Below are 228 nucleotides of genomic sequence, written 5' to 3' on the forward strand. Positions count from 1 at the left end.
TGTACTGGGGCTGGTGGTTGTCCTGGTCGCCCTTCGTGGGTTTGTTCATCGCACGTATTTCGCGAGGGCGGACCATTCGGGAATTCGTCTGCGGCGTATTGTTCGTACCGGCGGGTTTCACCTTGCTGTGGATGACGGTGTTCGGTGACTCGGCAATCCATATGATCCTCAACGATGGTGTAAAGGATCTGGCTACTGTGGTCAGTGAAGACAGTTCCCTCGCCTTGT

1 protein-coding gene is annotated in these 228 nt (G+C 55.3%); it reads left to right on the forward strand.

Translation table 11 applies throughout. From position 1 onward, the window contains the following. Positions 1-228 (forward strand): BCCT family transporter (locus tag SB719_RS23135; RefSeq protein WP_412160189.1); only part of this gene is annotated, 228 nt, incomplete at both ends.

This window comes from Pantoea sp. SIMBA_079, from assembly GCF_046940275.1.
Lineage (GTDB): Bacteria > Pseudomonadota > Gammaproteobacteria > Enterobacterales > Enterobacteriaceae > Pantoea > Pantoea borealis.